This is a genomic window from Streptomyces sp. NPDC015346 (assembly GCF_043078785.1).
Taxonomy (GTDB): domain Bacteria; phylum Actinomycetota; class Actinomycetes; order Streptomycetales; family Streptomycetaceae; genus Streptomyces.
Map to the genome: position 1 here is coordinate 682343 of NZ_JBIBTW010000005.1, position 25232 is coordinate 707574.

The window sequence follows — 25232 nt, forward strand, 5'->3', positions numbered from 1 at the left end:
GTGGGGCGCGTGTCCGAGCCCATGCGCCCCACCTCCCGCGCCCGCCGCGGCCGCCTCGCCAGGTTCACGGCCGCCTTCGCCGTCCTCCTCGGCCTCGCGGCCTATGTGGCCGTGCACCAGGTCACGGGTTCCAAGGGCGCTCCGGGATGCACGGTGGGCAGTGGTGAGAACACCTACGAGTTCACGCCGGAGCAGGCGTCGAACGCGGCCACGATCTCGGCCGTGGGCACCACCCGCCGGATGCCGGAGCGTGCGGTGACCATCGCCCTGGCGACGGCGCTGCAGGAGTCGGCGCTGCGCAACATCGAGCACGGCGACCGTGATTCGCTCGGGCTGTTCCAGCAGCGCCCCTCGCAGGGGTGGGGCACGCCGGAGCAGATCCTGGACCCGGTGTACTCCTCGGGGAAGTTCTACGAGGGTCTGGCGAAGGTCCCCGGTTATTCGCGGCTCCCGCTGACCGTGGCGGCGCAGAAGGTGCAGCGCAGCGGTTTCCCCCAGGCGTACGCGAAGCACGAGCCGGACGCGGTGCTCCTCTCGGCGGCGCTGACGGGCCGCTCGGCGGCCTCCCTGCGCTGCTCGACGAGCGTGGTGCCGGACGGGCGGCCGGGCGATCCGGCGAAGGTCCGGGCGGAGCTGATCCGCGCCTTCGGCGAGAAGGCGGCCCCGAGGGCGACGGCGGCGACGGCCGGCAGCGCCGGGGCGAACGCGAGCGGCTCCTCGGCCGTCCTTTCCGTGCCCGTCCGCGCGACGACCGGCACGGACGCGCAGCGCGGCTGGGAGCTCGCGCACTGGGCGGTGGCGCGGGCGGACGAGCTGCGGATCGTGGAAGTGTCGTACGCGGACAAGGTCTGGCGCGCGGGCGACGTCTCGGGGAACTGGGCGGAGGCGGACGTCCCGGGCGACGGCACGGTCCGCATGCGACTCGCGAGGTAAGGCGCCGGAGGAAAGCGCCGGCCGGACGCGGCGGTCGCGGCGCGCACACCTACTCGTACAGCGACTCGCACAACGACCGAGCACCCGTACGGGAATTCACTCGCCCGAGCCATGCGGCGCGAAACCCGTCCCGGGAATTCGACGGAGTCCCGGCCTGCCCGTGCCGGGCCTGTCATGCCCCGGCAATTTCCTTGCGAGGCAAGGGAAGTGACGGTTCGGCAACGGCGGACGCATTGACGCGTTCGTCCATTTTCCTCCCAGCCGACAATACGACGCATTGCCAACTCTTTACCTTCGGTCGCCGCAACCAACCCCTCCCTCGGGCCGGTTGTCACTGCGTCCGAACGCGGACACCGCAATGTCCTCTCCGTCGAAGGAGCACCATGTCCCTCCCCCTGACCCGTCGGATCGCCCGCGCCGCCCTCCTCGTCGCGGCCGGCGCAGCCCCCGTGGTCGGTGCGGCCGGCTCCGCAAGCGCCCTGGACCACAGCCTCGCGCCCACCGGCGCCCTCTCCGGCATCTCCTCGCTCGACGGCGCCGCTGTCGGCAACACCGTCGACGGCGCCTCGCAGACCACCACCGGTCTCGCCGGCGACACCGGCAGCAAGGCCGTCGGCAAGGCCGTCCCGGCCGCCGGCAAGACGGTGGGCACGGCGGGCAAGACCGCCACCCCGGCCGCGCAGAAGGCCGCGGGCGAGACCGCGGGCAGCGCGGGCGAGGTCCTCGGCGAGACCACCGGCGCGGCCACCGACGGCGCCCCGGCCACGGACGGCCTCGGCGAGGGTCTGCCGACCCAGGGCCTGCCGTCGCTGGGCGGCCTGCCGATCGGCGGCTGACGCGCCACCCCACACGTGTGAGGGCCCGGGGAGCATCCGCTCCCCGGGCCCTCACGCGTCACACCCGCCCGTGTCGTCAGGAGAGGCGCTTGACCGCCGCCTCGACACGCTCGTCGGTCGCCGTGAAGGCGACCCGGACGAACCGCTCCCCCGCCTCCCCGTAGAAGTCGCCGGGCGCGACCAGGACGCCCTTCGCGGCCAGGTACGCCACCGTGTCCCAGCAGGGCTCGTCCCGGGTCGCCCACAGGTAGAGGCTGGCCTCGCTGTGCTCGATCCGGAAGCCGTGCCCCTCCAGGGCCGTCCGCAGCGCCGTACGCCGGGCCGCGTACCGCTCCCGCTGCTCGGCCACGTGCGCGTCGTCGCCGAGGGCGGCGACGGTGGCGGCCTGCACCGGGGCGGGCGTCATCATGCCGCCGTGCTTGCGGATCAGCAGCAGCTCCGCCAGGACGTCCGCGTCGCCCGCGACGAACGCGGCGCGGTAGCCGGCCAGGTTGGAGCGCTTGGAGAGCGAGTGGACGGCGACGATCCCCTCGTACGAACCGCCGCAGACGTCCGGGTGGAGCACGGAGACCGGGTCGGCCTCCCAGCCCAGCTCCAGATAGCACTCGTCGGAGAAGACGAGGACGCCATGCTCGCGCGCCCAGGCCACGATCCGGATCAGCTCGTCCTTGCCCAGGACCTTGCCCGTGGGGTTGGACGGAGAGTTGAGCCAGAGCAGCTTCAGACCGGCCGGGTCCAGCTGGGTCGGGTCGTCGTAGACGACGGGGGTGGCGCCGCAGAGCCGCGCGCCGACCTCGTACGTCGGGTAGGCGAGGCGCGGGTAGGCGACCCGGTCCCCGGCGCCGAGACCCAGCTGCGTCGGCAGCCAGGCCACCAGCTCCTTGGAGCCGACGACCGGCAGCACGTTCCGGTGGGTGAAGCCGACCGCGCCCAGGCGCCGCTCGCACCAGCCCGTCAGCGCGTCCCGCAGCTCGGTGGTGCCCCACACCGTGGGATAGCCCGGCGAGTCCGCCGCCCCGACAAGGGCTCGCCGGATCAGCTCGGGAACCGGGTCGACCGGCGTGCCCACGGACAGGTCCACGATGCCGTCCGGGTGGCCGGCCGCCGTCTTCTTGTACGGCTCCAGCTTGTCCCAGGGGAAGACGGGCAGGCGCGAAGAGACGGCGCCCGAGACTGCGCTCACGAGTTGGCTCACTTCCTCGTACGTACGGAAAACGCGTCGGTCCCGTACAGCGGGCGAGGCCGTACGGGACCGAATGCGGCTCGATCAGCCGTTCTGCGGCGGCAGAGCGGCGATGAAGGGGTGGTCACGCTCGATCAGGCCGAGCTTGGAGGCACCACCGGGCGAGCCGAGCTCGTCGAAGAACTCGACGTTCGCCTTGTAGTAGTCCTTCCACTCCTCCGGGGTGTCGTCCTCGTAGAAGATGGCCTCGACCGGGCAGACCGGCTCACAAGCACCACAGTCGACGCATTCGTCCGGGTGGATGTACAAGGACCGGGAGCCCTCGTAGATGCAGTCGACGGGGCACTCCTCGATGCATGCCTTGTCCTTGACGTCGACACAAGGCTGCGCGATGACGTAGGTCACGCTGTCGTTCCTCCTCGGTAGGGCTGGTCTGCGCGGGAGCGCGGCGTCGTCGATGCCCGCCCCTAGTATCTCCGTTCTTGGGGGCGATCCGAACAGGAGGGGCTGAGAAGCTGTGGAATTCACCGCAGGAGGTCGTCTTGAGGTGCGTATGACCCAGGCTGACGTGGGAAAACGTGTCTCAGTTCGGTACGTGACACAGTCCTCCGAGGCGGGCGCGAAGTTCACCGACGCGGTCGGCGTTCTCACATCCTGGGACTCGGGTGTGCTGCTGATCACACGCCGGACCGGTGAGAGCGTCCGGATCGCGGAATCCGCCCTGGTCGCGGGCAAGGTCGTCCCCGCCGCACCGGCCCGCAGGCGGGGGCCCGCCGCCTCCTTCGAGGAGCTGGCGCGGGTCACCGCGCGGGCGTGGGAGCCGGTGGAGAGCGAGCCGCTGGGTGAATGGACACTGCGGGCGGCGGCCGGGTTCACCCGCCGGGCCAACTCGGTCCTTCCCCTGGGCGACCCGGGATTGCCGCTGGACGAGGCTCTGGCGCGGGTGCGGGAGTGGTACGCGAAGCGGGACCTTCCGGCGTACGTCCAGACGGCGACGGGGGCGGAGGGCACGCAGGAACTGCTCTGCGCGGAGCTGGAGCGGCGCGGCTGGCGGTCGGAGGTCTCGGCGGAGGTACGGGTCGGGGGGCTCGCGCCGGTCGGGGACCTGGACGCGGACGTCTCGTCCGTCCGGCTCTCCCGCTCCCTGGAGGAGTCCTGGCTCCACCGCTACAACCGTTCCGGTGTGCCCGGACCCCATGTGCTGAGCGTCCTGTCCAGCGGTCCGAGTGTGTGGTTCGCGTCCGTACCGGGCACGGGAGACATACCGGCCGCGATCGGACGCTGTGTGGTGGACGGCCGCTGGGCCGGGTTCATGGCGGTGGAGGTCGACCCGGCGCAACGGCGTCGGGGGCTCGCCTCGGCCGTCATGACGGCGCTCGCCCGGCAGGCCCTCGACGAGGGCGCCTCGGCGGCCTGGCTCCAGGTGGAGAACGACAACGAAGGGGCGCGGGCGCTGTACGAGGGGATGGGTTTCGCGGTGCACCACCACTACCACCACTACCGGGCGGCCGAGGGATGACCGACTGGCGGCAGGAGTTCGCGGACGAGGCCCGGGCGGAGCGCCCGGACCTGGCCCGGCTGTGCCTGCTGATCGGGGCGGTGGCGGACGGTTCGGTGACGGAGGCCGATCTGGACGCGGCGGAGATCGAGCTGGACCGGCTGGCCGGTGAACTGCCGTACGGCGTCCGGGACGCGGCCGGCTGGGGGACGGCGCTCGCCCGGCTGCTCGGCGGGCGGTACGGCTTCCACGGCACACCGGCCGACTACCGGCGCCTGGAGTCCTCGCTGCTGCACGAGGTCCTGCGACGCCGGCGAGGCCTGCCGATCCTGCTGTCGGTGGTGTGGATGGAGGTCGCCCGCCGGGCCGGCGCGCAGGTGTACGGACTCGGGCTGCCCGGCCACTTCGTCGTCGGCTTCGGCGACCCGGCGGAACAGGTGCTCGCGGACCCGTTCGCGGGCGGCCGGGCCATGACGGGCATGGACGCGGAGCTGCTGGTGGCGGGTGCGACGGGCGAGCCGCTCGAACCCTCGATGCTGCGCCCCGCCGGCCCGCTGGAGATCGTCCTGCGCATCCTGAACAACATCCGCGCCTGGGCCTCCCCGCGCCCGGAGCGCTCGGGCATCGCCCTGTGGGCGGTGGAGCTCTCCCTGCTGCTGCCCGCCCATCCGGCGCGCCTCCGCTACGACCGCGCCGAGCTGCTTGTGCAGCGCGGGGACTTCCTGGCCGGGGCGGCGGAGATGGAGGCGTACGCCTCGGTCGTCGCCGCCGTCGAACCGAGCGCGGCGGCCACGATCCGCCACCGGGCCCAGGCGGCCCGGGCGCTGCTGAACTAAGGGTGTCCGGACTAGGGGTGTCCGGACTAGGGGTGTCCGGACTAGGGGTGTCCGGCGGTGGTGACGCGAGCGGGAGGGTGTCACGCGCGAACCTCCGCCGCGCGTAACGTGATCCACGCCACTGTGTGACCGGAACAACGCACAGAGCGAAAGGCTCACGATGCAGACCCCCTACGGCCCCGGAACCTTCGTCGCCCACACCGGCACCGACGTCTACGGCCCCGGCAAGGTCATCGGCGTGGACGGAGCGCACCGGCGGGTGCGGTTCGTGCACTTCGTCGCCACGATCCGCGCCGACGACCTGCGCCCCGCCTCGCCCCGCGAGACCAGGGAGATCCAGGACTGGCTGCGGGCCAAGCGGCAGCGGTACGGCGGGGAGTGGTGACGGCGGAGCCCCACCCGGCGCTGCCGGGTGGGGCTCCTTCCGCGGGACGGGAGGGAGGGCGTCAGCCCTGGCCGTCGAGGTCGATGACCTTGGTCCGCTCGGCCGTCGTCCGGCCGAGGAGGGCGTCGCGCATCACGAAGGCGACGTCGTCGGCGGAGACCTGGTGCTTCTTGCCGTCACCCTTGGTGATCATGATGCCGTCGAAGACGCCGTCGAGGAGCTCCTCGATCGCCTTCTTGTCGTAGACCTCCACCAGGCGGCCGTTGACCGGCTTCATGGAGAGGATCTTCGGCAGGGACCTCGCGGGGCCGAACTTGATCTCCTTCGTGCCCGCCTTGATCGTGATCAGGTCGGACATGGCCGGCTTGGCGAAGGCGTTCATCGCCCGGTCCAGCTCGGCCTTGGTGATCGTCGGCTGGCGGGTGACGACGGGGAGTTCGACCGCCTTGGTCTGCCCGGTCTCGACCTGGGCGCGGTACGCGTCCCTCACGAAGATCATCGAGCGGCCGACGTCCAGTCCCTTGCCCGGCTTGCCCTCCACGGCGGTGACCTTGCCCGGCGAGAACACGATCGTGCCCTCGGTCGCCGAGCCGGACGTGCCGGACACGTCCCTGAGGGCGACAGCCAGCTTCTCCTCGTCGACCGGGAGCTTCGGCTCGGCGACCCGCTCGCCGCCGAAGAGGGAGCCGATCACGGAGACGGGGTTGTAGTCGCTGCCCGCGGCGGCGCGGACGGTCTCCTGGCTGTCCAGGGAGAGACCCGCCTTGTCCGGGGAGAGCGCGACCGTCTTGCCGTCGACGCTGAGCTGGAGGGGGGCGTGCGCGCGCTTCCCGAGCGCGGCCTCCAGCCTGTTGACCGCCTCCTCCTTCGTACCGCCGCCGATGTCGACGCCGAGGACCGTCGTGCCCTTGGGCACGTCGGAGTGGTTGAGGAGCAGGCCCGCGCCATAGGCGACGCCCACCAGGCCGAAGACGCCGACACCCACGAGGACGAGCTTGGAGCGGCCCTTCTTCGCCCGGGCGGCGGAGGAGGGCGCGGGGCGCGGGGCGCCGGCGGCCGGGGCCGGGGCGCCTCCGACGAGCTCGGGGGCCGAGAAGCGCTCCTGGGACCTCGCGGTGAAGTCCGGGGCGCCCGTGGGACCGGAGGGCACGACGGGGATGCCGCTGGTGAGCGTGTCGCCGGAGACGTGGCCGCCGCCGGGGGCGCCGGGGCCCGCGGGGGGAACGGCCGGGCCGGGGCTCTGGGGCGTCAGGACCGCGGTGTCGTCGGTCATCCGGGGCGCACCGCCGAAGGGACCGCCCCCGAAGGGACCGCCGTCCGGCACACCCCCGCCCGGGGCGCCATGGCCGGGACCACCATGGGCCGGACCGCCATGGGTCGGAGCACCATGGCCGGGCGCACCACGGTCGGGGGCACCATGGCCCGGCGCCCCACGGTCCGGGGCACCATGGCCCGGCGCACCAGGGCCGGGAGCTCCACCGCTCGGGGCGCCGCCGCGTGCCGGGGCACCGCCGATCGGGCTGCTGCCCGTGACGGGGCCGCTCGTCGGGCCGTTGGGGGCCTGCGGGGCGGCGCCGCCGAAGTAGGGGTCGCCGTCGGGGCCGTAGGCGGCCTCGTCCTGCGGCGGTGTGGACAGGTACGCGGGCGTACCGCCCGCCGGGGTGGCCGCGATGGAGGCGCCGCCGATCGTCGGGATGCCCCCCGTCGCGGGGCCGGCGAAGCCGGAGCCCCGGGTCGGTGCTCCGCCGCCGGGCCTGCGCGGCGCGGACGGACCCGCACCGGCTCCGGTCACCGCCGCGCCCGCGCCCATCCCGGAAGGACCGGAAGGACCCGACGCGCCCGACGAACCCGAAGGGCCGGAGGGACGCGAGGGGTTCGGAGCACCCGAGGGCCGGGCAGCGCCCGACGGCGCGGCGGGCGGCGTCGGGGACGTGGCCGGGGCGGGCGGAGCCGGCGGGGCCGCCGGCTTGCGCGGGGCGAACCAGTCGCTGGCCGGCTTCTCCTCCGCCTTCGGCGACGGCGCCGGAGCGGCGGCCGGGGCGGCCGGTTCGGGCGCGACGCGCTCCGGTGCCGAGGGCGCCTGCGCGGACGGCCGGGGCGAGGACTCGGCCTCGGCCTCCGCGACCGGCTTACGGACCACCACGGGCGGGATCGGCCGCGAACCCGGGATGTTGATCCGGATCCGGGTCGTCAGCGTGGTCTCGGTCTTCGGCTCCTCCGGCCGCTGCTGAGCGCGCGCGGCGGCGGTGTCGGCAGCGTCGTCGGCCCCGTCCTGCGTGGGGTGGAGCGACGGATACTGGCGGGTTCCGTACGGCGGTGTACCGGACGGGTACGCGGCTCCACCGCGCCCCTGGGCGCCGGAGGACGAACTGTCAGTCTCTCGACCAGTTTCACGACTCAAAGCAGGTTCTCCCGGTTGGCTCCACCGCCCGCTCTCTTGCTGGTGCTCGTGTACCCGGGCGGCTCGGCGGCGCGCACCACCATACTGTCCGCCGCCGCCGCGCACCCGACGGCCGGGGATCGGTTACAGGGCATTTGGGCCGAAGTCCGGGCAGCCCCCGCTCAAGTCGGCCTGCTCACGGGGCCGCTCGTGGCAGGCGCCCCAGGGTGGCGCACATCACAGCGATCACCATGCCTCCCACGACGTACGCCATTTCCGCGCCTCCGCCGCCGAAGACACCGTCACCCTCCGGCCGTCCGAGGCTGAGCAGGATGATGGCGACGAGCCAGCCGGCCCCGGGGACCACGATCCCGAGCTGCGTGTCGGTGGCGCGCAGCCCGCCGTAGAAGACGCCGGCGGTGGCGAGCAGCGCGAGGGCCAACCCGCCGGGGAACCAGGCGTTCTGGGCGAACGAGCCGGCCGCTCCGACCAGCGCTCCGAGGACGAGGAGGAGCGCGTACCAGACGATCCGGACGTTCATGCCGTCACTCCCGCGAAGAGGTCGTTCTCCCGCGCGCCCGCCGGTGCGCCGGGCGTACCCCTGACCAACTGGTAGTACTCCGTGGTGAAGATCGGCTGCCCGAGGTCGTTCGAGAGGGCGAAGAAGGGGCCGTCGACGGCGATCTGGGTGGCGTGCGCGCGCATCGCGGCGGTCTTGCGCGCGGCCCAGACCGCCGAGCCGTCGATCTCGGTGGTGATGAGCGACTCGTCGACCACACCGGGCAGATCGCCGATCTCCGCGACGCCGGGGAAGCGGGCGCCCTCCGCGCGCAGCCGGGCGAAGGCGGCCTCGGCGACGGGGCGGGGGATCCGGTTCCAGTAGATCTTGGCGATGGTGTGGGCGGGTCCCAGGTCGGGCCGGTAGGCGGCGTCCGCGGCCAGTTCGGCGGCGCGCGTGGCGACGCGGTGGGCCTGGATGTGGTCGGGGTGGCCGTAGCCGCCGTCGGGGTCGTAGGTGATCAGGACCTGCGGGCGGGTCTCGCGGATCACCTCGACGAGGTACGGGGCGGCGGCGTCGACGTCCGTGTTCCAGAAGGCGCCCTCGCGCCGGTTCTGCTCGACGCCCATCATTCCGGAGTCGCGGAAGCGGCCGGGGCCGCCGAGGAAGCGGTGGTCGGTGACGCCCAGCTCCTTCATGGCGGCGGCGAGTTCGGCGACGCGGTGGTCGCCGAGCCGGTCCTCACGGTCGGGTGCGAGGTGGGCGAGGTCGGGCGGGATGACCTCGCCCTCCTCGCCGAGCGTGCAGGTCACCAGGGTGACCAGCGCGCCCTCGGCCGCGTACCTGGCCATGGTGGCGCCGTTGTTGATCGACTCGTCGTCCGGGTGCGCGTGCACCAGGAGCAGACGACGGGCTGGGAGATCCGTCATGGCCCCACCCTACGAGACGCTCCCGGGCAGGGCCGCTGACCTGGGCGAGGCTCAGAACTTGAGGCCGCCGATCATGCCTGCCACGTTCGTGGTGAGGGTGCTGATGGACGGAGCGATGGACGAGCTCGCCAGGTAGAACCCGAGGAGCGCGCAGACCGCCGCATGTCCAGCCTTCAGTCCGGATTTCCGGATCAGCAGGAAGACGACGATCGCCAGCAGCACCACCGCCGAAATCGAGAGTGCCACGGCGGTTCACCTCCACACTTCTTCGGTCGGATATTCGGACGGTCAGTTCGGCGAGCATGTGCCAGGTGTCCCCTACCCACCTAGCGCTACGGATCATAACTATGTGTGGCTCCGCATCGATGGTGTACGGGGGCACAAGGGGGCGCACGGCGCTAGGTTCGGTCGCATGACCTCCAGGCAACAGCGGTCGTTCCCGCTCTCGTTCCCTCGTCAGTACGCCCGGACGCAGCGCTTCACCCTGGGCGTCCCCCGCTCCTTCACGGTCTCCCCCGACGGTGAACGGGTGGTGTTCCTGCGGTCGTCGGCCGGCACGGACCGCTCGCACGCGCTGTGGGTGCTCGATCCGCGCGGCCGGGCCGGGGAGGCGCGGGAGCGGATCGCGGCGGATCCGGAGGCGCTGCTCGCGGGCGCGGCCGAGGAGTTGTCCGCGCAGGAGCGGGCCCGGCGGGAGCGCAGCCGGGAGGGCTCGGCCGGGATCGTGGCCTACGCGGTGGACGGGGCCGTGGAGTTGGCGGCCTTCGCGCTGTCGGGGCGGCTGTTCGTGGCGGAGTTGAGGGCCGGGACGGCGGAGGAACTGCGGGTGCCGGGGCCGGTGATCGACCCCCGGCCGTCTCCGGACGGGCGGCACGTCGCGTACGTGGCGCGGGGCGCGCTGCGGGTGACGGGCGCCGACGGGGAGGGCGACCGGGCGCTCGCGGAGCCGGAGGACGCGCACACGACGTACGGTCTGGCGGAGTTCGTGGCGGCCGAGGAGATGGACCGTACGCGGGGCTACTGGTGGTCGCCCGAGTCGGACCGGCTCCTGGTGGCGCGGGCCGACGACCGGCCGGTGCGGCGCTGGTGGATCGCGGACCCGGCGCATCCGGACCGGGAGCCGCAGGCGGTGGCGTATCCGGCGGCGGGGACGGCCAACGCGGATGTGCGGCTGTATCTGGTGGACCTGGCCGGGGAGCGCACGGAGGTGGGGTGGGACCGGGAGCGGTATCCGTATCTGGCCCGGGTCCACTGGTCGGCGGGCGGGCCTCCGCTGATCCTCGTACAGGCTCGTGACCAGCGCCTCCAGCTTCATCTGGCGGTGGACACGACGACCGGGGCGACCCGGACGGTGCATGTCGACGAGGATCCGGCGTGGCTGGAGTTGGTGCCGGGGGCGCCCGCCTGGACCCCGGACGGACGCCTTGTGCGGGTGGCGGACGAGGGCGGGGCCCGGGTCCTCGCGGTCGGCGACCGGACGCTGACCGGTGCGGCGCTCCATCTCCGGGCCGTCCTCGACGTCGGGGAGAACGACATCCTGGTCTCGGCGTCGGCCGGCGCGGAGGCGGCGGATCCGGAGACCGGCGAGATTCACGTCTACCGGGTGAACGAGCTGGGCGTGGAGCGCGTCTCGCAAGAGGCCGGGGTCCACTCGGCGGCGCGCTCCGGCGCGGTGACGGTGCTGTCGTCCGCCGTGCCGGACGTTCCGGGGAGCGTGACGCGGGTGCTGCGGGACGGCGCGGAGCCGGCGGTGGTCGCCTCGCACGCGGAGCGGCCGGTGCTCGCCGCGCGGGTGCGCCTGCTGGAGGGGGGCGCACGGCGGATTCCGTGCGCCGTCCTGCTCCCCTCGGGGCACGGGGAAGGTGACGGACTTCTGCCCGTCCTCATGGATCCGTACGGCGGGCCCCATGGTCAGCGGGTGCTCGCCGCGCACAATCCGCATCTGACGTCCCAGTGGTTCGCCGAGCAGGGCTTCGCCGTGATCGTGGCGGACGGGCGGGGCACGCCGGGCCGGTCCCCCGCCTGGGAGAAGGCGATCAAGGACGATCTGACGCCGACCCTCGACGACCAGGTCGAGGCGCTGCACGCGCTCGCCGGGGACTTCCCGCTGGACCTCGGCCGGGTGGCGATCCGGGGCTGGTCCTACGGCGGTTACCTCGCCGCGCTCGGGGTGCTGCGGCGGCCGGACGTCTTCCACGCGGGGATCGCGGGGGCGCCGGTCACCGACATGCGGCTGTACGACACCCACTACACGGAGCGGTATCTGGGGCTGCCGCAGGAGAGTCCGGAGGTGTACGCGGCGAACTCGCTGGTCACCGACGACGGTCTGTCGGCGCCGGAGAACCCGGCCCGGCCGCTGATGATCATCCATGGCCTGGCCGACGACAATGTCGTCGTGGCCCACACCCTGCGGCTCTCCTCGGCACTGCTCGCGGCGGGCCGACCCCATGAGGTGCTGCCGTTGACGGGCGTGACGCACATGACGAACCAGGAGCAGGTGGCGGAGAACCTGCTGCTGCTCCAGGTGGACTTCCTGAAGCGCTCGCTGGGGCTCGCGTAGCGGGTGGCGCGGGCGTGACCAGTCGGGTGGCGCGGGTGTCACCAGCCGGGTCGCGCGGGTGTCACCAGCCTGGCGGGCGCGGGGACGGCGGGGCGGGCGGCAGGGCCGGGGTCCGGGGCGGGGCCGGGGCGACGCGCGGTTCGCCCCGGCCGGCGAGGACGGCGAGCACGGCGGCTCCGGCGAGCAGGTCGAACAGTGCGGAGACCAGGGAGAGTTGTTCGACGCCGTAGGGCCCGGAGAGACGGTCGAGGAGCTCGTACCGTACGGCCAGGGCGAGGCCCATGCCGCCGAAGCCGCACAGCAGCGCCCCGGCGACCAGACCGAGGGGGCGGGCGTACGGGCGACGGGCGAAGGCGCTGCCCGCGGCGGTCAGGGCGAGGAGGACCAGGACGGCGCCCAGCCAGCCGGGCGGGGGCGCGAGCAGCGGCGCGAGGACGGAACGGCCGCCCGTGAACCGGTCGACGGTGATCTCGGCGGGGTCCTCGAGCGCCCAGTGGACCTCCCAGGCGGCCCCGACGAGGCCGGCGAGGAGCAGCAGCACGCCGGCCGCGACGGCGCGGGCCGGGCGGGGCCGGGTCGGGAGGGGTTCGTGCGCCGTGTCGGCGGGGCGGCGGCCGAAGGCGGCGGTGAGGAGGAGTGCGGCGGCGAGGGCCAGTTCGAGGAGCGTGGTGATCAGGGCGGCGGGGTCCGCGGCGGTCGTCCAGAGCCCCGGGAGCCGGACGGCGAGGGTGACGGCTCCGGTGGCGGCGAGGGCGGAGGCGGCGACCGGGGAGCGGAGGGCGGCGACGGCCGTGACGGCGTAGACCACGGTCAGGACCGGGTCGAGCGCGGAGGTGGCGGACCGCTCGCGGAGCGGCGGGACGGGGTCCCCGGCCCAGTGCCAGAAGAGATCGGCGGGCGAACCGGTGGTGACGGCGAGGTCCCGCAGGATCCAGCCGACGACGACCAGGGCGAGCGCGCCGGAGAGGGCGGCTCCGGTGAGACGGGCCGCGCGAGTCACTGTCACCACACCGATACTCACGGTCGCGGCCCGGCGAAACAAGGGATTCCGCATATGCCCCGGGCGTACGGGCGGCCGGCCGGGACGACATGGTGCGTCCCGGCCGGCCTACGGCACCCGCACGGCCGTACGCCGTCCAGCATGACCTGTGCACATATCGGACCTGGGTCGGTGAAGTTGCCCGCGCGTTAAGGAAGATGACGGCGTTCTGTCCCCGGATGCGGTGTGCACCCGAGCGGTGGCCTCTACCCCCGCTCGTCCTCCGTCGGGACCACGTGCTTCTCCTCGGCGAAGTGGCAGGCGGAGTCGTGCTTCGCCGGGGAGTCGGTGAGCCGGAACTCCGCGGGGACGGCCAGCGCGGGCACCTCCAGGGCGCAGCGCTCCCGCGCCTTCCAGCAGCGGGTGCGGAAGCGGCACCCGGAGGGGATGTTGGCCGGGGAGGGCACGTCGCCGGTGAGGATGATGCGCTCGCGGTGGGCGCGGGCCTCGGGGTCGGGCACGGGGACCGCGGAGAGCAGCGCCTGGGTGTAGGGGTGGGTGGGGTGGTCGTAGATCTCGGCGTCGGTGCCGATCTCGACGATCCGGCCGAGGTACATGACGCCGACCCGGTCGGAGATGTGCCGCACGATCGACAGGTCGTGGGCGATGAAGACGTACGACAGGGAGAACTCCTTCTGGAGGTTCTCCAGGAGGTTCACGACCTGGGCCTGGACGGAGACGTCGAGCGCCGAGACGGGCTCGTCGGCGACGATGATCTCCGGCTGGAGCGCCAGGCCGCGGGCGATGCCGATGCGCTGCCGCTGGCCGCCGGAGAACTGGTGCGGATAGCGGTTGATGTACTCCGGGTTGAGGCCCACCACGTCGAGCAGGTCCTGGACCTTCCTGCGGCGCGAGCCCTTGGGGGCGACCTCGGGGTGGATCTCGTACGGCTCTCCGATGATGTCGCCGACGGTCATCCGGGGGTTGAGCGAGGTGTACGGGTCCTGGAACACCATCTGGATGTTGCGCCGGACCGCGCGCAGCGCCTTCGGGGACATCTTCGTGATGTCCTCGCCCTTGTACGAGATGGTGCCGGCCGTCGGGCGCTCCAGGTTGACCAGCATCTTCGCCACGGTCGACTTGCCGCAGCCGGATTCGCCGACGATGCCGAGGGTTTCGCCCGGCGCGAGGTCGAAGGAGACGCCGTCGACCGCCTTGACGGCGCCGATCTGCTTCTTGAACAGGATGCCCTGGGTCAGGGGGTAGTGCTTGTACAGGTCCCGGACCTGGAGGATCGCCTCGCGCTGGAGGCTGGCCTCGCCGCGAGCCTCAACCATGGAGGCACTCCTTCCAGTAGTGGCAGGCGCTCCGGCGCGGGACCGGGGACTCGGTCACCTCGTAGAGCGGCGGTACGTCGGTGCGGCACCGGTCCCGGGCGAGGGGGCAGCGGGGGTTGAAGGCGCAGCCGGGCGGGATGGCGAGGAGGTTGGGGGGTAGTCCCTTGATCGCGTACAGCTGCGAGCCCTTCTGGTCCAGGCGCGGAATCGATTCGAGCAGGCCCTTGGTGTAGGGGTGGGCGGGCGCCTTGTAGATCTCGTGGACGGGCGCGTGCTCCACGATCCGGCCGGCGTACATCACGGCGATCTTGTCGGCGACGTCGGCGACGACGCCGAGGTCGTGGGTGATGAGGATCAGGCCCATCCTGAGTTCGCGCTGGAGCTCGGCGAGGAGGTCCATGACCTGGGCCTGGACGGTGACGTCGAGCGCGGTGGTCGGCTCGTCGGCGATGATCAGCTCGGGTTCGAGCGCGAGCGCCATCGCGATCATGATGCGCTGGCGCATGCCGCCGGAGAACTGGTGCGGGTACTGCCCCACCCGTTCCTTCGCCGCCGGGATGCGGACCCGGTCCATCAGCTCGACGGCCTTGGCGCGGGAGTCCTTCCTCGACATGCCGCGGTGGACCTGGAACATCTCCCCCAGCTGGTCGCCGACGCTGATCACCGGGTTCAGCGAGGAGAGCGCGTCCTGGAAGATCATGGCCATCTTGGCGCCCCGGACCTTGCGCCGCTCCTCCTCCTTGAGGGTGAGCAGGTCCTGGCCCTGGAAGAGGATCTCGCCGCCGGTGATCTTCCCCGGGGGCGTGTCGAGGATGCCCATGACGGCCTGGGCGGTGACGGACTTGCCGGAGCCCGACTCGCCGAGCACGGCGAGCGTCTCGCCCTCGTCCACCGAGTAGTCGACACCGTTGACCGCCTTGGCCACCCCGTCCCGGGTGTGGAACTCCACGTGCAGGTCGCGGACTTCGAGCAGCATGGGCGTCTACCTCAGCTTGGGGTCGAGGGCGTCGCGCACCGCGTCGCCGAGCATGATGAAGGCGAGCACGGTGACGGCCAGCGCGCCGGCCGGCCAGAGCAGCATGTGCGGGGCGTTGCGGATGTACGGGGAGGCCGAGGAGATGTCGATGCCCCAGGACACGGTCGGCGGTTTGAGGCCGACGCCGAGGAACGACAGGGTCGCTTCCAGCGCGATGTAGGTGCCGAGGGCGATGGTCGCCACGACGATGACGGGTGCGAGCGCGTTGGGTGCGATGTGGCGCAGCAGCATCCGGGAGTTGGAGGCGCCGAGGGCGCGGGCGGCCTGGACGTAGTCGTTCTGTTTGGCGGTGATGACGGAGCCGCGGGCGATGCGGGAGAGCTGGGGCCAGCCGAGCAGGACCATGAAACCGATGACGGGCCAGACGGTGTTGCTGGTGACGACGGAGAGCAGGACGAGTCCGCCGAGGACGACGGGGATGGCGAAGAAGACGTCGGTGATCCGGGAGAGGATCCCGTCCCAGCCGCCGCCGAAGAAGCCCGCGAGTCCGCCGAGGACGGAGCCGAGGACGGCGACGCCGAGGGTGGCGAGGACGCCGACGGTGACGGAGGTCCGGGCGCCGTAGACCGTACGGGTGTAGACGTCGCAGCCCTGGCCGTTGAAGCCGAAGGGGTGGCCGGGCTGGGAGCCCTCCTGGGCCTTGGCGAGGTCGCAGTCGAGCGGGTCTCCCGAGGCGATCAGGGAGGGCCAGATCGAGATGACGATCAGGAAGAGGATGACGAGCGCCGAGACGAGGAAGACGGGGTTGCGGCGCAGGTCGTGCCAGGCGTCGGACCACAGGGAGCGCGGTTTGCCGCCGGGGCCGGTGCCCAGCGGGCCGCCCGGGACCTTCTCCAGGGTCTCGCCCTCGGCCATCGCGAGGTCCACGGCGGCTCCGGCGCCGGTGGGGGCGATGGCGGCTCCTTCGTCGTAGTTCGGCTCAGGCATAGCGGATCCTCGGGTCGAGTACGGCGTACAGGAGGTCGACGAGCAGGTTGGCCACCAGGAACACCAGGACGAGGACGGTCACGAAGCCGACGACGGTCTGGGTGTTCTGGCGGATGATGCCCTGGTAGAGCTGGTAGCCGACGCCGTGGATGTTGAAGATCCGCTCGGTGACGATGGCCCCGCCCATCAGCGCGCCGATGTCGGTGCCGATGAAGGTCACCACGGGGATCAGCGAGTTGCGCAGCAGATGGCGGGTGATGACCCGGCGCCGCGGCAGACCCTTGGCGACAGCGGTACGGACGTAGTCGGCGCGCTTGTTCTCGGCGATCGAGGTCCGGGTGAGCCGGGTGACGTAGGCCAGCGAGACGGAGGCGAGGACGAGGCCGGGGACGATGAGTTCGCCGACGGGGGCCTCGGGCGAGACCGCCGGTCTGATCCAGCCCCATTTGACGCCGAGGAGGAGCTGGAGGAGCAGGCCGGTGACGAAGGTCGGGACGGAGATGACGACCAGGGTCAGCAGCAGTACGGAGGTGTCGATGGGGCGGCCGCGGCGCAGTCCTGTGACCACGCCGAGGGCGATGCCGATGACGATCTCGAAGACGATCGCGACGAGGGTGAGCCGGATGGTGACCGGGAAGGCGTTGCCCATCAGCTCGGTGACGGGCTGGCCGTTGAAGGCGGTGCCGAAGTCGCCGGTGAAGACGTTGCCCATGTACGTCGCGTACTGCTGCCAGACCGGTTGGTCGAGGCCGAACTCGGCTCTCAGCCGGGCGGCGGTGGCCGGGTCGCAGGCGCGGTCGCCGCAGAGCCCGGCGATGGGGTCGCCCATCACGTTCACCATCAGGAAGATCAGCAGGGTGGCGCCGAAGAAGACCGGGATCATCTGCAGCAGACGCCGGATCACATAACGACCCATGAGGGGCTCCGGGGGTGGGGGGAAGGCGTACGGCCCGGCGCTCGGGGACGCCGGGCCGTACGCCGCTTCCCTGCGTCAGTCGACCTTGATCTCGTTGTAGACGGGGACGCTGAACGGGTTCAGGGCCACGTTGGAGACGCGCTCCGAGTAGCCGGCGCTGCCGTTCTGGTACCAGAGCGGAATGGCGCCCATGTCGTCCCGCAGGACCTCCTCGGCCCGCTGGAAGATCTCGACGGCCTTCTTGGTGTCGGGCTCCGCGTTGGCCTGGTCGACGAGCTTGTCGAACTCGGGGTTCGACCACTTGCCGTCGTTGGACGAGGCGTTGGTGTAGTACAGCGGCTGGAGGAAGTTCTGGATGAGCGGGTAGTCCATCTGCCAGCCGGCCCGGAACGGCCCGGTCATCTTCTGGGTGGTGACCTGGTTGCGGTAGTCGGCGAAGGTGCCGACGGGGTTGCCGACGCAGGCCCTGTTGTTGCCGAGCGCGTTGTTGATGGAGTTGCAGACGGCGTCCACCCATTCCTTGTGGGAGCCGGTGTCGGCGTTGTACGAGATCTTCATCGTGCCGCCGGGGATGCCGCCGCCCTCGGCGACCAGCTTCTTCGCCTCGGCCGCGTCGTACGTGCAGAAGTCGCCGCAGATGTTCTTGTAGCCGCCCTCCTCGCCGAGGACCGGGGAGGTCCAGTCGACGGCGGGGGTCCGGGTCTTCTGGAAGATGGTCTCGGTGATCTGCTCACGGTTGATCGCCCGTGAGATGCCCTTGCGGAGCTTGTCGCCGTTCGGGGTGTTCCAGGCCTTGTCGTAGAACGGGATGGACAGCGTCTGGATGATGCCGGCGGGGAGGTTGATGTACCGGTCGCCGAGGTCCGCCTGGACGTTCTTGAGCTGGGAGGCGGGCACGTCGTCGACGAGGTCGAGGTTTCCGGCCGTCAGGTCGGTGTAGGCGGTGTTGTTGTCGGTGTAGACCTTGAGGGTCACTCCGCCGTTCTGCGCCTTGTCCTCGCCGGGGTAGCCGTCCCAGCGCTTGAGGGCCATCTGGGAGCCCTTGGAGTACGAGTCGACGGTGTACGGGCCGTTCCCGACGGGCTTGGAGAGCCAGGCGTCGTGGTCCACGAAGAACGCCCTGGGCAGGGGGGCGAAGGCCGCGTAGCCGAGCGTCTCGGGCCAGAGGGAGAACTTCTGGGAGAGCTTGACCGTGAAGGTCCTGTCGTCGACGACCTTCAGCCCGGACATGGTCTCGGCCTTGGCCTGCCCCTCCTCGGGGTGGACCTGGTCGTAGCCCTCGATCTGACCGAAGAAGAAGGCGTTCTTCTGGTTGTTCTTCAGGTGGGCGCCGTAGTTCCAGGCGTCGACGAAGGACTTCGCTGTGACCTTCTCGCCGTTGGAGAAGGTCCAGCCGTTCTTGAGGGTGATCCGGAAGTTGGTCGAGTCGGTCGTCTCGATGCTCTCGGCGAGCATGTTCTCGGCCTCGCCGGTCTTCGGGTCGTACTGCTTGAGCCCCCGGAAGATCATGGCGAGGACCTTGCCGCCCTGGACCTCGTTGGTGTTCGCCGGCTCCAGCGGGTTCTGCGGGTCGCCCCAGGAGGAACTCACGATGCCGTCGGCCCCGCTGCCGCCGCCGTCGCCGCCGCCGCCACAGGCGGTCGCCGCGAGGGCGACGGCTAGGGCCGTCGCGGCCCACTTGGCGTGCGTGGCTCCGCGCATGAGGTGCCTCCTGAGGTGCTGTCAGTACCGAGGGACCCAATATCACCCGACTGCAGGCGCTATGCACGTGTACGACACCCATTGGGAGAAATGCAACGAGGGCGCCCCGGCCGTGATGGCCGGGGCGCCCTCGGTACGGAAGGGGACTACGCCGCGTGGATGACGTCCTTCTCCTCGGCGAAGTGGCACGCAGACTCGTGCGCGGCCGGGGTGTCCTCGCCCTGGAAACGCTCCGGGATCGCGAGGAGCGGAACCTCGGTGGCGCACTTCTCCTCGGCCTTCCAGCACCGGGTGCGGAAGCGGCAGCCCGAGGGCGGGTTGGCCGGCGAGGGGACGTCACCGGTGAGGATGATCCGCTCGCGGCCCTCGCGGGCATCCGGGTCCGGAACGGGGACCGCCGACAGCAGCGCCTGGGTGTAGGGGTGCGTCGGGTGGTCGTAGATCTGCGTGTCCGTACCGATCTCGGCCATCTTGCCGAGGTACATCACGCCGACCCGGTCGGAGATGTGCCGGACGATCGACAGGTCGTGCGCGATGAAGACGTAGGAGAGGTTGAACTCGTCCTGCAGCTTCTCCATCAGGTTGATGACCTGCGCCTGGACGGAGACGTCCAGGGCCGAGACCGGCTCGTCGCAGATGATGATCTCCGGGTTGAGCGCGAGGCCGCGGGCGATGCCGATGCGCTGGCGCTGACCGCCGGAGAACTGGTGCGGGTAGCGGTTGATGTACTCGGGGTTCAGACCGACCACATCGAGCAGCTCCTGCACCTTGCGGCGCCGGTCGCCCTTCGGGGCCACCTCGGGGTGGATGTCGAAGGGCTCGCCGATGATGTCGCCCACCGTCATGCGCGGGTTGAGCGAGGTGTACGGGTCCTGGAACACCATCTGGATGTTCCGGCGGACGGCCTTCAGGGCGCGGCCGGACAGCTTGGTGATGTCCTGGCCCTTGTAGAAGACCTCGCCGGCGGTGGCCCGCTCCAGGGTCATCAGGAGCTTGGCGACCGTGGACTTGCCACAGCCGGACTCGCCCACGATGCCGAGGGTCTCGCCCTGGTAGAGGTCGAAGGAGACCCCGTCCACGGCCTTGACGGCGCCGACCTGCTTCTTGAAGAGGATGCCCTGGGTCAGCGGGAAGTGCTTGACCAGGTCGCGCACCTGGAGGATCGGCTCGCCGCGCTCGACCGGCGCCTCGAGGGCGGCTACGGCCTCCGCCTCGGTGGCGGCGTCGACCGTCTCCACCGCGGTGACGTTCGGAGTCGCGTCCGCGGCCTCACCGTTCTTGCTGAGCTCAGCCATGGATCGTCTCCTTCCAGAAGTGGCAGGCGCTGCCGCGGCCGGGCAGCTCCGTGCCGTCCTGCTCGGCGACCGGCGCGAGCGCCGGGATCTCCGTGCGGCAGATGTCTTCGGCCTTCGGGCAGCGCGGGTTGAAGGCGCAGCCGGTCGGCACGCGGAGCAGGTTGGGCGGCAGACCCTTGATCGCGTACAGCTCCTGGCCCTTCTGGTCCAGGCGCGGGATCGAGTCGAGCAGACCCCGGGTGTACGGGTGGGCCGGGCGCTTGTACAGCTCGTGGACGGGGGCGGTCTCGACGATCCGGCCCGCGTACATGACGGCGATCTTGTCCGCGACGTCGGCGACGACGCCGAGGTCGTGGGTGATCAGGATCAGGCCCATGTTGTATTCGCGCTGGAGCTCCGCGAGGAGGTCCATGACCTGGGCCTGGACCGTCACGTCGAGCGCCGTGGTGGGCTCGTCGGCGATGATCAGGTCCGGCTCCAGGGCGAGCGCCATGGCGATCATGATGCGCTGGCGCATACCGCCGGAGAACTGGTGGGGGTAGTCGTTCACCCGCGCCGCGGCGGCGGGGATCTTGACCCTGTCCATCAGCTCGATGGCCTTGGCCTTGGCCTCCTTCTTGGAGAGGCCGTGGTGCACCCGGAACATCTCGCCGAGCTGGTAGCCGACGGTGAGGACCGGGTTGAGGGAGGAGAGCGCGTCCTGGAAGATCATCGCGATCTTCCGGCCGCGGATCTTCCGCCGCTCCTCGTAGGACATCTTGAGCATGTCCTCGCCGCGGAAGAGGACCTCGCCCTGCGGGATCTTGCCGGGCGGCATGTCGAGGATGCCCATGATGGCCTGCGCGGTGACGGACTTGCCGGACCCGGACTCGCCGAGGACGGCGAGCGTCTCGCCCGCGTTCACGCTGTAGTTGACGCCGTTGACCGCCTTGGCCACACCGTCGCGGGTGTGGAACTCCACATGCAGGTCACGGACTTGGAGCAGGGGCCCGGTGTAGTCCTCGCCGTCGCGCGGCGCGGGAACGGTCGCGGTCTTGCTCGTGTTGTCGATGATGCTCACGTTTTACGCCCTCCTCAGCGCAGCTTGGGGTCGAGGGCGCTGCGAACCGCATCGCCGAGCATGATGAACGCCAGAACGGTGATCGACACCATGACGGACGGGATGATCAGGACGTACGCGGCGTTCCGCAGCTGCTCCTGGCCCGACGAGATGTCGACGCCCCACGAGACGGTCGGCTCGGCGAGGCCGATGCCCAGGAAGGAGAGCGTCGCCTCCGCCGAGATGTAGCCGCCGAGCGCGATGGTGGCGACGACGATCACCGGGGCGATGGCGTTCGGCAGGATGTGCCGGAGCAGGATCCGCGTGGTGGAGGCGCCGAGCGCCTTGGCCGCCATGACGTAGTCCGCCTGCTTGATGGTGATCACCGAGCCGCGGGCGACACGGGCGATCTGGGTCCAGCCGAGGAAGGCCAGGGCGAGGATGACCACCCAGAGCTTGCGCTCCTCGAAGGCGGTCAGGACGACCATCGCGCCGAGGATGAAGGGGACACCGAAGAAGATGTCCGTGACGCGGGACAGGATGGTGTCCATCCAGCCGCCGAAGTAGCCGGCGAGCATGCCGACGACCGTGCCCAGAAGGGTGACGAGCAGGGTGACGACGACGGCGACGGCGATCGAGGCACGGGCGCCGTAGATGACACGCGCGTAGATCGACCGGCCCTGGATGTCGTAACCGAACCAGTCCTCGCTGAAGAAGCTGCCCCAGTTCGGCTTCTGGAGGTAGTGCTTGGCAAGGTCCGCGTGGCGCGGGTCGGCGCTGGTGAACAGGCCGGGGAAGACCGCCATGGTCAGCAGGACGACGATCAGGACGGAAGAGACCAGGAAGATCGGGTTGCGGCGCAGGTCGTGCCAGGCGTCCGACCAGAGGCTGCGCGGCTTCTCCCGCTTCTCGGCCGGCTGCGTGGCGGTCCCGTCGGCCGAAGTCTGTTCGGTGACAGCTTCCTTGAGTGCCTCAGGCATAACGGATCCTCGGGTCCAGGACCGCGTAGAGCAGGTCGACGAGCAGGCTGGCGACGAGATAGACGACCACGATCAGGGTCACGATGCCCACGACGGTGGCGCCCTCACGGTGCCTCAGCGCGGAGAAGACGTTGTAGCCGACGCCCTGGACGTTGAAGATGCCCTCGGTGACGACCGCGCCGCCCATCAGGGCGCCGATGTCGGTACCGAGGAAGGTGACGACGGGGATCATCGAGTTGCGCATGAGGTGGACACCGATGATGCGGCGGCGCGGCAGGCCCTTGGCCACCGCGGTGCGCATGTAGTCGGAGCGCAGGTTCTCGGCGATCGAGGTACGGGTGAGGCGGGCGACGTACGCCAGCGACAGCGAACCGAGTACGACGGCGGGAAGGACCAGTTCGTTCCACTCCGCCAGGGCGCTCACGTTCGGGTCGACCCAGCCGAGCTGGTGGGCGAAGAAGTACTGCGCCAGGAAGCCGAGGACGAACGAGGGCACGGAGATGAGGAGCAGCGTCAGGACCAGCAGGCCGCGGTCCCGGAGCGTGTCGGCCTTCAGCCCGGCGAAGACACCGAGGGAGATACCGACGAGTGCGGTGAAGGTGAAGGCGAACAGGGTGAGTCGGATCGTGATGGGGAACGCGTCCGCGATGATGTCCGCGACGGGTTGCCCGCTGGCGATCTGCGTGCCGAAGTCGCCCTGGAACAGGTTGAGGAGATAGTTCCCGTACTGCACCAGCAGTGGCTGGTCGAGCCCGAGGTCCTTCTTCATCGCGGCGATCTGCGCCGGGTCGACGGTCTGCTCTCCCGCGAGTGCGCGCACGGGATCGCCGGGCAGCGCGTACATCATGGAGAAGACCAGCAAGGTTGACCCGATGAAGACCGGGATCATCTGGAGCAGTCGCCGCGCGACATAACGCCCCATGTTTGCCTCCGATATGAATACCTGCAGCCCACGGGGCCGATTCCTGGATTACGGGAATCGGCCCCGGGGGCCTACCGCCAGTTGCGGTGGCGGGTGACGGCCGAGTGGGGGTGGGACCGTGGGATGGTTACTTGACGGTGACTTCGGTGATGTTGAAGTCACCGTGGAAGTCGACAGTCACGTTGTCGACAGCCTCGGAGTGACCACCGTTGATCTTGTACTCCCACAGCGGGATGGCCGGCATCTTGGTGAGAACCAGCTTCTCGGCGTCCTGGTAGGCCTTGATCGACTCTTCCAGGGTCTTCGCGTTGTCGCCCTTCTTGAACGCCGCGTCGACCGCGGGGTCCGAGAAGCGACCGTTGTTCGCCTCGGCGGTCGTGCCGTAGAGCTCACGCATGAAGTTGACGTTCACCGGGTAGTCGGCGACCCAGCCACCGCGGTACATCGACTTGACCTTGTTGTTGTCGCGCGCTTCCAGGTCGGTCTGGAAGTCCGGCTTCGCGTCCGGGATGCAGTCGACACCGGTGGAGTTGCGGATCGACTCGCAGACCGCGGTCACCCACTCCTTGTGGCCACCGTCGGCGTTGTACTGGATCCAGATCTTGTTGTCCGGAATGCCGCCACCCTCGGTGACGAACTGCTTGGCCTTCGCCGGGTTGAAGGTGAAGACGTCGCTGCCGAGGTCCTGCTTACCGGCGACACCCTCGGGGATGAAGCTCGTGGCCGGCTTGCGGGTGCCGTTGAGCACCGTCTTGGTGATCGTCTCCCGGTCGATCGCCATCGACAGACCCTGCAGGACCTTCGGGTTGATGCCCTTGAAGGTCTTCGAGTAGAAGGTCGGCACGAGGCTCTGGATGGCCGCGTACGGCTGCTCGATCGCGCGGTCGCCGAGGTCCTGCTTGTACTTCGGCAGGTCCTTCGGGCCGACCTGGCGGATCATGTCCAGGTTGCCGGACAGGAGGTCCTGGTACGCGGCCTCGACGGTCGCGTAGTTCTTGAAGAGGACACCCTTGTTCTTGGCCTTGTTCGGGCCCAGGTAGTCAGGGTTGGCCTTGACCTGGATGAGCTTCTTCTTGTCCCACTTCTCGAAGATGTAGGGACCGTTGCCGACCGGCTTCTGACCGAACGCCGCGGGGTCCTTGTAGAAGGACTCGGGGAGCGGGGCCCAGGTCGTGTACCCGAGCTTGTACTCGAAGTACGGGACCGGGTTCGTGAGCTCGATGGTGAAGGTCGTGTCGTCGACGATCTTCAGGCCGGACATCTTGTCGCTCTTGGGAGCACCCTTGGCCGGGTGCACGTCGGCGTAGCCGGCGATGTCCTCGAACCAGAAGGCGTTCTGCTGCTTGTTGTTGATGTTGGCGTACCAGTTCCACGCGTCGACGTACGACTTCGACGTGACGGGGGTGCCGTCGTGGAACTTCCAGCCGCTCTTGAGCTTGACGGTCCACGTCTTCGAGTCGGTCGTCTTGATGGACTCGGCGTTCGTGTAGACGATCTTGCCCTGCGCGTCGAAGTCCAGCAGCTGCGTGAACAGCGACTGGATGACGTAGCTGCCGAGCGACTCGTTGGTGTCGGCCGGGATCAGCGGCTTCTGCGGCTCGCCGACGTCGATGGAGACGTAGCCCGCGGGCTTGCCCTTCTCCTTCGACGCGGTGTCGTCACCGTTACCCCCGCCACAGGCGGTCGCTGCCAGGGCGACGACGATCGCGCCCACTACCCACTTGGCGCTCTTGGCACCGCGCATGGGTTCCTCCTCATGAGTCCACTAGTCACTACAAGAGGGGCACCTCGTCGAGTTCGCCGACACCCCTGACGGCGATGCACTCAAGTGCCCCGAGTGTGCTCGTGAGTCGACACTCCCCACAGTGCGCTGACCCATTGACCCGAGCTCAATGGAGCCAACTATTAAGTACGTCCGAGCTGTAAACCACACTTAAGTGGTCTCGGTTTGACAACATCACCAGGGGGCCGAAAACCGAAATCCGGACAAACTGATCACAGACAGACACCCCCGAAACGGACCGTTAACACACGTTCCGGAGAGCGACGACCGATATCCGG

General features: G+C 70.5%; 23 protein-coding genes. 6 read left to right on the plus strand and 17 right to left on the minus strand.

What is annotated here, in order from left to right; all coding sequences use genetic code 11:
• Both ACF06X_RS22105 and ACF06X_RS22110 read left to right on the plus strand, forming a co-directional pair.
• On the plus strand, positions 1–933 hold the full coding sequence (locus ACF06X_RS22105) for a hypothetical protein (protein WP_392288955.1): 933 nt from the start codon (positions 1–3) through the stop codon (positions 931–933).
• A gap of 383 nt (positions 934–1316) precedes the next feature.
• Positions 1317–1769: an ATP-binding protein gene (locus ACF06X_RS22110; RefSeq protein WP_392288956.1), complete on the plus strand. Its 453-nt coding sequence runs from the start codon at positions 1317–1319 to the stop codon at positions 1767–1769.
• Positions 1770–1845: 76 nt separating this feature from the next.
• Here the strand turns inward: ACF06X_RS22110 and ACF06X_RS22115 are convergent, their stop codons facing one another.
• On the minus strand, positions 1846–2952 hold the full coding sequence (locus ACF06X_RS22115) for a bifunctional succinyldiaminopimelate transaminase/glutamate-prephenate aminotransferase (protein ID WP_392288957.1): 1107 nt from the start codon (positions 2950–2952) through the stop codon (positions 1846–1848).
• Positions 2953–3036: 84 nt separating this feature from the next.
• Positions 3037–3357: a ferredoxin gene (gene fdxA, locus ACF06X_RS22120; RefSeq protein ID WP_003985062.1), complete on the minus strand. Its 321-nt coding sequence runs from the start codon at positions 3355–3357 to the stop codon at positions 3037–3039.
• Positions 3358–3469: 112 nt separating this feature from the next.
• Here fdxA and ACF06X_RS22125 point away from each other — a divergent pair, with 112 nt between their 5' ends.
• The 3 genes from ACF06X_RS22125 (at position 3470) to ACF06X_RS22135 (ending at position 5671) form a co-directional block, all read left to right on the plus strand.
• Entirely contained in the window at positions 3470–4471 is a 1002-nt protein-coding gene (locus tag ACF06X_RS22125) for a GNAT family N-acetyltransferase (protein WP_392288958.1), read from the plus strand.
• A complete protein-coding gene (locus ACF06X_RS22130) occupies positions 4468–5286 on the plus strand; it encodes a tetratricopeptide repeat protein (RefSeq protein WP_392288959.1) in 819 nt (272 codons plus the stop codon). Before ACF06X_RS22125 ends, ACF06X_RS22130 begins: the two co-directional genes overlap by 4 nt.
• A gap of 160 nt (positions 5287–5446) precedes the next feature.
• Positions 5447–5671, plus strand: a complete 225-nt coding sequence (locus tag ACF06X_RS22135; protein WP_392288960.1) for a hypothetical protein — start codon at positions 5447–5449, stop codon at positions 5669–5671.
• 61 nt (positions 5672–5732) lie between these two features.
• Here ACF06X_RS22135 and ACF06X_RS22140 read toward each other — a convergent pair whose 3' ends face one another.
• The 4 genes from ACF06X_RS22140 to ACF06X_RS22155 form a co-directional block, all read right to left on the minus strand.
• Complete coding sequence (locus ACF06X_RS22140) at positions 5733–8072, minus strand: hypothetical protein (protein WP_392288961.1); 2340 nt, start codon at positions 8070–8072, stop codon at positions 5733–5735.
• 175 nt (positions 8073–8247) lie between these two features.
• A complete protein-coding gene (locus tag ACF06X_RS22145) occupies positions 8248–8592 on the minus strand; it encodes a DUF6113 family protein (RefSeq protein WP_392288962.1) in 345 nt (114 codons plus the stop codon).
• Complete coding sequence (gene mshB / locus ACF06X_RS22150) at positions 8589–9479, minus strand: N-acetyl-1-D-myo-inositol-2-amino-2-deoxy-alpha-D-glucopyranoside deacetylase (RefSeq protein ID WP_392288963.1); 891 nt, start codon at positions 9477–9479, stop codon at positions 8589–8591. The genes ACF06X_RS22145 and mshB overlap by 4 nt, the downstream gene beginning before the upstream one ends.
• Before the next feature lie 51 nt (positions 9480–9530).
• Complete coding sequence (locus ACF06X_RS22155) at positions 9531–9725, minus strand: hypothetical protein (RefSeq protein ID WP_137993529.1); 195 nt, start codon at positions 9723–9725, stop codon at positions 9531–9533.
• A 166-nt stretch (positions 9726–9891) separates the two neighbouring features.
• Here ACF06X_RS22155 and ACF06X_RS22160 point away from each other — a divergent pair, with 166 nt between their 5' ends.
• A complete protein-coding gene (locus ACF06X_RS22160) occupies positions 9892–12039 on the plus strand; it encodes a prolyl oligopeptidase family serine peptidase (RefSeq protein WP_392288964.1) in 2148 nt (715 codons plus the stop codon).
• 61 nt (positions 12040–12100) lie between these two features.
• Here ACF06X_RS22160 and ACF06X_RS22165 read toward each other — a convergent pair whose 3' ends face one another.
• From ACF06X_RS22165 to ACF06X_RS22215, 11 genes are all read right to left on the minus strand, one after another.
• Positions 12101–13045, minus strand: coding sequence for a hypothetical protein (locus tag ACF06X_RS22165; protein ID WP_392288965.1), 945 nt, complete (start codon positions 13043–13045; stop codon positions 12101–12103).
• 239 nt (positions 13046–13284) lie between these two features.
• Positions 13285–14355: an ABC transporter ATP-binding protein gene (locus tag ACF06X_RS22170; protein WP_392288966.1), complete on the minus strand. Its 1071-nt coding sequence runs from the start codon at positions 14353–14355 to the stop codon at positions 13285–13287.
• A complete protein-coding gene (locus ACF06X_RS22175; RefSeq protein WP_392288967.1) occupies positions 14348–15331 on the minus strand; it encodes an ABC transporter ATP-binding protein in 984 nt (327 codons plus the stop codon). Before ACF06X_RS22175 ends, ACF06X_RS22170 begins: the two co-directional genes overlap by 8 nt.
• Positions 15332–15337: 6 nt before the next feature.
• On the minus strand, positions 15338–16318 hold the full coding sequence (locus tag ACF06X_RS22180; protein ID WP_392288968.1) for an ABC transporter permease: 981 nt from the start codon (positions 16316–16318) through the stop codon (positions 15338–15340).
• A complete protein-coding gene (locus tag ACF06X_RS22185) occupies positions 16311–17234 on the minus strand; it encodes an ABC transporter permease (protein ID WP_392288969.1) in 924 nt (307 codons plus the stop codon). Before ACF06X_RS22185 ends, ACF06X_RS22180 begins: the two co-directional genes overlap by 8 nt.
• A 75-nt stretch (positions 17235–17309) precedes the next feature.
• Entirely contained in the window at positions 17310–18935 is a 1626-nt protein-coding gene (locus tag ACF06X_RS22190) for an ABC transporter substrate-binding protein (RefSeq protein ID WP_392288970.1), read from the minus strand.
• A gap of 146 nt (positions 18936–19081) precedes the next feature.
• Positions 19082–20230, minus strand: a complete 1149-nt coding sequence (locus tag ACF06X_RS22195) for an ABC transporter ATP-binding protein (protein ID WP_392288971.1) — start codon at positions 20228–20230, stop codon at positions 19082–19084.
• Complete coding sequence (locus ACF06X_RS22200; RefSeq protein WP_392288972.1) at positions 20223–21290, minus strand: ABC transporter ATP-binding protein; 1068 nt, start codon at positions 21288–21290, stop codon at positions 20223–20225. The genes ACF06X_RS22195 and ACF06X_RS22200 overlap by 8 nt, the downstream gene beginning before the upstream one ends.
• 14 nt (positions 21291–21304) lie before the next feature.
• Positions 21305–22249 carry an ABC transporter permease gene (locus ACF06X_RS22205; RefSeq protein WP_392288973.1) on the minus strand — a complete coding sequence of 315 codons (945 nt, stop codon included), beginning with the start codon at positions 22247–22249 and terminating at the stop codon, positions 21305–21307.
• Positions 22242–23171, minus strand: coding sequence for an ABC transporter permease (locus ACF06X_RS22210; RefSeq protein WP_392288974.1), 930 nt, complete (start codon positions 23169–23171; stop codon positions 22242–22244). The genes ACF06X_RS22205 and ACF06X_RS22210 overlap by 8 nt, the downstream gene beginning before the upstream one ends.
• Positions 23172–23298: 127 nt before the next feature.
• The gene (locus ACF06X_RS22215; protein WP_392288975.1) at positions 23299–24915 is read right to left on the minus strand and encodes an ABC transporter substrate-binding protein; all 1617 of its coding nucleotides are present in this window, start codon (positions 24913–24915) and stop codon (positions 23299–23301) included.
• Positions 24916–25232 lie beyond the last annotated feature (317 nt).

What these genes read in the sequence shown, in the direction of transcription:
- ACF06X_RS22110 (WP_392288956.1), top strand. Translation starts at nt 1,317, where the DNA reads ATGTCCCTCCCCCTGACCCGTCGGATCGCCCGCGCCGCCCTCCTCGTC.
- ACF06X_RS22130 (WP_392288959.1), top strand. Translation starts at nt 4,468, where the DNA reads ATGACCGACTGGCGGCAGGAGTTCGCGGACGAGGCCCGGGCGGAGCGC.
- ACF06X_RS22135 (WP_392288960.1), top strand. Translation starts at nt 5,447, where the DNA reads ATGCAGACCCCCTACGGCCCCGGAACCTTCGTCGCCCACACCGGCACC.
- ACF06X_RS22145 (WP_392288962.1), bottom strand. Translation starts at nt 8,592, where the DNA reads ATGAACGTCCGGATCGTCTGGTACGCGCTCCTCCTCGTCCTCGGAGCG.
- mshB (WP_392288963.1), bottom strand. Translation starts at nt 9,479, where the DNA reads ATGACGGATCTCCCAGCCCGTCGTCTGCTCCTGGTGCACGCGCACCCG.
- ACF06X_RS22160 (WP_392288964.1), top strand. Translation starts at nt 9,892, where the DNA reads ATGACCTCCAGGCAACAGCGGTCGTTCCCGCTCTCGTTCCCTCGTCAG.
- ACF06X_RS22170 (WP_392288966.1), bottom strand. Translation starts at nt 14,355, where the DNA reads ATGGTTGAGGCTCGCGGCGAGGCCAGCCTCCAGCGCGAGGCGATCCTC.
- ACF06X_RS22175 (WP_392288967.1), bottom strand. Translation starts at nt 15,331, where the DNA reads ATGCTGCTCGAAGTCCGCGACCTGCACGTGGAGTTCCACACCCGGGAC.
- ACF06X_RS22180 (WP_392288968.1), bottom strand. Translation starts at nt 16,318, where the DNA reads ATGCCTGAGCCGAACTACGACGAAGGAGCCGCCATCGCCCCCACCGGC.
- ACF06X_RS22185 (WP_392288969.1), bottom strand. Translation starts at nt 17,234, where the DNA reads ATGGGTCGTTATGTGATCCGGCGTCTGCTGCAGATGATCCCGGTCTTC.
- ACF06X_RS22190 (WP_392288970.1), bottom strand. Translation starts at nt 18,935, where the DNA reads ATGCGCGGAGCCACGCACGCCAAGTGGGCCGCGACGGCCCTAGCCGTC.
- ACF06X_RS22195 (WP_392288971.1), bottom strand. Translation starts at nt 20,230, where the DNA reads ATGGCTGAGCTCAGCAAGAACGGTGAGGCCGCGGACGCGACTCCGAAC.
- ACF06X_RS22205 (WP_392288973.1), bottom strand. Translation starts at nt 22,249, where the DNA reads ATGCCTGAGGCACTCAAGGAAGCTGTCACCGAACAGACTTCGGCCGAC.
- ACF06X_RS22210 (WP_392288974.1), bottom strand. Translation starts at nt 23,171, where the DNA reads ATGGGGCGTTATGTCGCGCGGCGACTGCTCCAGATGATCCCGGTCTTC.
- ACF06X_RS22215 (WP_392288975.1), bottom strand. Translation starts at nt 24,915, where the DNA reads ATGCGCGGTGCCAAGAGCGCCAAGTGGGTAGTGGGCGCGATCGTCGTC.